Genomic DNA, 3549 nt, shown 5'->3' with positions numbered 1-3549 from the left:
GCTCAATAGCCCCCCAAAACCCCACAGCCTACCTCCCAAAGCTAGCCGGATCACTCAACGATCTCGCGACAAAAATGGCGATGATAGGGAAGCACGAAGAAGCCCTCGAAAACACCCAAGAATCTGCTCAACTATTCCGAAGTTTGGCCGAGCAAATTCCTGCCGCCTACCTGCCCGATCTAACCACAGTGCTGGACAATCTCGGCAACCGTCTGGCGGAGCTAGGACAGCGCCAGGAAGCGCTCGACAACGCCCGAGAAGCCGTCACCATCGGCCGATCCCTGGCCAAACAAAACCCCGCCGCCTACCTCCCCAACCTAGCCGTGACATTGACCAACCTCGGCAACAGACTGGCGGAGCTAGGACAGCACGAGGAAGCACTGGAACCCACACAAGAAGCCACCAAAATCTACCGCTCCCTCGCCAAACAAACTCCCACCGCATACCTCCCAAACCTAACCGGAGCACTGGACAACCTCGGCAACCGTCTGGCGGAGCTAGGACAGCACGAGGAAGCGCTCGACAACGCCCGAGAAGCCGTCACCATCGGCCGATCCCTGGCCAAACAAAACCCCGCCGCCTACCTCCCCAACCTAGCCGTGACATTGACCAACCTCGGCAACAGACTGGCGGAGCTAGGACAGCACGAGGAAGCACTGGAACCCACACAAGAAGCCACCAAAATCTACCGCTCCCTCGCCAAACAAACTCCCACCGCATACCTCCCAAACCTAACCATAGTGTTGAACAACCTCGCCATTCGTCTGGCGGAGCTAGGACAGCACGAGGAAGCGCTCGACAACGCCCGAGAAGCCGTCACCATCGGCCGATCCCTGGCCAAACAAAACCCCGCCGCCTACCTCCCCAACCTGGTCACAGCCCTGAACAACCTCGCCAGCCGCCTGTCGGAAGTGGGGCGGCGCGGCGAAGCACTGGGCTGCTACGACTCGGTTGTCCGGGATTTTCGCGAGCTACCCCAGGAGAGCCATATGATTCGCCTGGGCAAATCCCGTTTCTATCTGGCCAACGATGAAGAGAGCAAAGGGATCCAGGAGCTTCTTTCTCTCGCATCAGCCGTGTCGCTCACCTCTGCTGCCGTGGCAGCACGCCAGGATCTCCGGGACACACTTCGCCACGCAGCTGAAGACGCGCTGGACGACACCCCTCTCTGGTTGGACATCACCGACTCGGTCAAGGAGGAGGTCTTCGGCTGGCTCAACACCCCGACGTGGAGCGCATCGCAAAGCCATTTGCGAAGCCACATGGGAACCCTGACCACCCCGGTTGCCCGGGAGTGCCTACGCGAGCTGGCCACGATGGGCCCGCAAGCCGACCTGCACCTCAGGATCCTGGACGAAGTCAAGGAAGTCGGGATCGAGAGCGCCTATCTCCCGCTCGTCCTCAACGAACACCTGACCGCGTGGCTGGAAACCCCGACCTGGGAAGAGTCCGAAAAGTACCTGACGGCCCACACAGACATCCTCCTCCGGGACCAAGCCTTGGACGTTCTCAGCGAGCGGAGCGAGAAATCCTCAGCAGATTCGGCCGCGATCGGTGTCCACTCAGCGATTCTCACCATCGCCCGCACACGGTCGATCAACGAGGTATACCGGCTCATCAGCGACTCGGGCCTCCTCCGTGAACAGGCAGAAGCGGCAATACCCCAGGGGGATACCGATTGCCTGAACGCTGCCGCGGTCCTCGCGGGCTCTGTCCACGGGGACACACTGACCGCATTCCTCTACCTGGCCCTGTCCCAAGCTCTTGACGACACCGACGGCAGCGAAGAGCTCATCAACGCCCTCCGCACCGCCGCGCACGAGGCTGACGACTCCGCCCGAGAACGTGCCATCGCCGTTGTCACCGAAGCCATCACTGCCCACCCCGCACAAGCCGTCCGGCTGGTGAAGCTGCTGACGGCCCTCTCCGGCCCAACCCTCCCATGAGCCGGTTACTCCTCCTCGAATGCGCCGCACGCCTCGGCCCGGACGCGGTGGACTTCGGGGAGGAGAAGCGGCTCGTCCGCGAGGCAATCAACCGGGGACGGTACGGCGCGGCCTTCACCGTCGAGGACGCGCCCTCCCTCCAGTGGGGAGACCTCCTCTTCGAGCTCGACGCCTTCCGCCCCACCCTCCTACACTTCTCCGGGCACGGATACGACGACGGCACCCTCCGCATCCGCACCCCGGACGGGGGCAGCGCCCCCGCCGATAGCGACGGGCTCTGCGGACTGCTGGCCGCCTTGGACCCCCAACCCGCGCTGGTGGTATTCAACGCCTGCTGGTCCGCAGAACTGGCCGAGCAGGCCGCGAAGTCCCTGCCCTGCACGATCGGCATCAACGGCACCGTCTCCGACCGCGCCGCCATCGCGTTCGCCCGCTACCTCTACGGGATGCTCGCCAGCGGCAGGACCATCGACTACGCCCACCGCATGGCTGTCCAGGCCGCGCGCACCCACGGCCTGGGAGAGTGGAACCGCATCCCCCTGTTCACCGAAGAAGACGGCCACACTCTGCGCAACGTGGTCCCCGCCAGCCACTTTCCATCGCCGTCCACCACCCCGCGCAAGCCCGGCACTGCCGCAGCGCTCGCCCGCCTGCGCGGCAGCTCGGACGAGATCACCCGTGCGAAAGGCGTGCTCGACGCACTGGGACTGCTCCAGCACTGGGAAGACACCGACAGAAACCACGATTAGCTGGCTCCTCCTTGCTCTCTTGATAACTACAGGCCCCAGCTTCTTGGGATGCGACCAGGGGACCTTTGATCCGATGGAATGGCGCCCCCGGGAACGAGGAAACCCCAGGCCAGCACGGGTGAGTCTCCCGCGCAGCCCGGGGTCGGTGGCGTCTTCTCGCTCCTGGTGTGCTCCCCGGTCCGGCTACCCCACCGCCGCTACGCGCGGACGGGCCTGAGCAGGGCCGCTGTCGCCTCGGCCGCCGCTTTGGCGACCTCGGGGAACACCGTCTGGTAGGTGTCCTGGGTGAAATGAGTCGTGGCGTGGCCCAGCTCGGTGGAGACCACCTTCACGTCCGCCCCCGCCGCCAACGCCAGGGACGCGGCACCGTGACGGAGCCCGTGCAGGTGGATCGGCGGCAACCCCGCCGCCCGCACGATCCGGTTGAACCAGCGGGTCACCACCCCCGGATGCCACCCCGACCCATCAGGCTGGGTGAACACCAACCCCGAATCCACCCACCCCTGCCCCGCCTGCAGGCGAGCTTCGTTCTGGAACCGCTTCCAGGAACGCAACACCTTGACCGTGTCCTTGTCCAAAGTGATCGTCCGTTGCCCTGCCGCGCTCTTCGGCGTGGTGGTGATCATCTTCCATCCCAAGGTGACGACCTGGGTGCGGATGTCGATCTGACCATCGGTCAGCCGGGTGTTGGACCAGGGGAGCCCGACCGCCTCACCCCGTCGGAGTCCCTTGACGGCGATGAGGTGGAACATCGGGAACAACCACCGATACTTGCGGGCGTGGGTCAGGAAGGTGATGGTCTGCTCCGGGGTCCACACCATCACTTCCCCCGGCACCGCCCCGTCGATCTGCCA

General features: G+C 64.6%; 3 protein-coding genes. 2 read left to right on the top strand and 1 reads right to left on the bottom strand.

Translation table 11 applies throughout. The features are described from left to right. Nucleotides 1–1946: tetratricopeptide repeat protein (locus D471_RS38850; protein WP_152486489.1), on the top strand; the 1946-nt coding region annotated here is incomplete at its 5' end. Beyond that, nucleotides 1943–2695 (top strand): CHAT domain-containing protein, encoded by a 753-nt coding sequence (locus D471_RS0128625; RefSeq protein WP_051059279.1) that lies wholly within the window; start codon nt 1943–1945, stop codon nt 2693–2695. The genes D471_RS38850 and D471_RS0128625, both read left to right, overlap by 4 nt. A 197-nt stretch (nt 2696–2892) precedes the next feature. Here the strand turns inward: D471_RS0128625 and D471_RS0128620 are convergent. Continuing rightward, nucleotides 2893–3549: site-specific integrase (locus tag D471_RS0128620; protein ID WP_017601793.1), on the bottom strand; the 657-nt coding region annotated here is incomplete at its 5' end.

The organism is Nocardiopsis lucentensis DSM 44048 (assembly GCF_000341125.1).
Taxonomy (GTDB): Bacteria; Actinomycetota; Actinomycetes; order Streptosporangiales; family Streptosporangiaceae; genus Nocardiopsis; species Nocardiopsis lucentensis.
The sequence above is the reverse complement of the archived record's forward strand: the minus strand, read 5'-3'. Positions and strand labels throughout refer to the sequence as shown.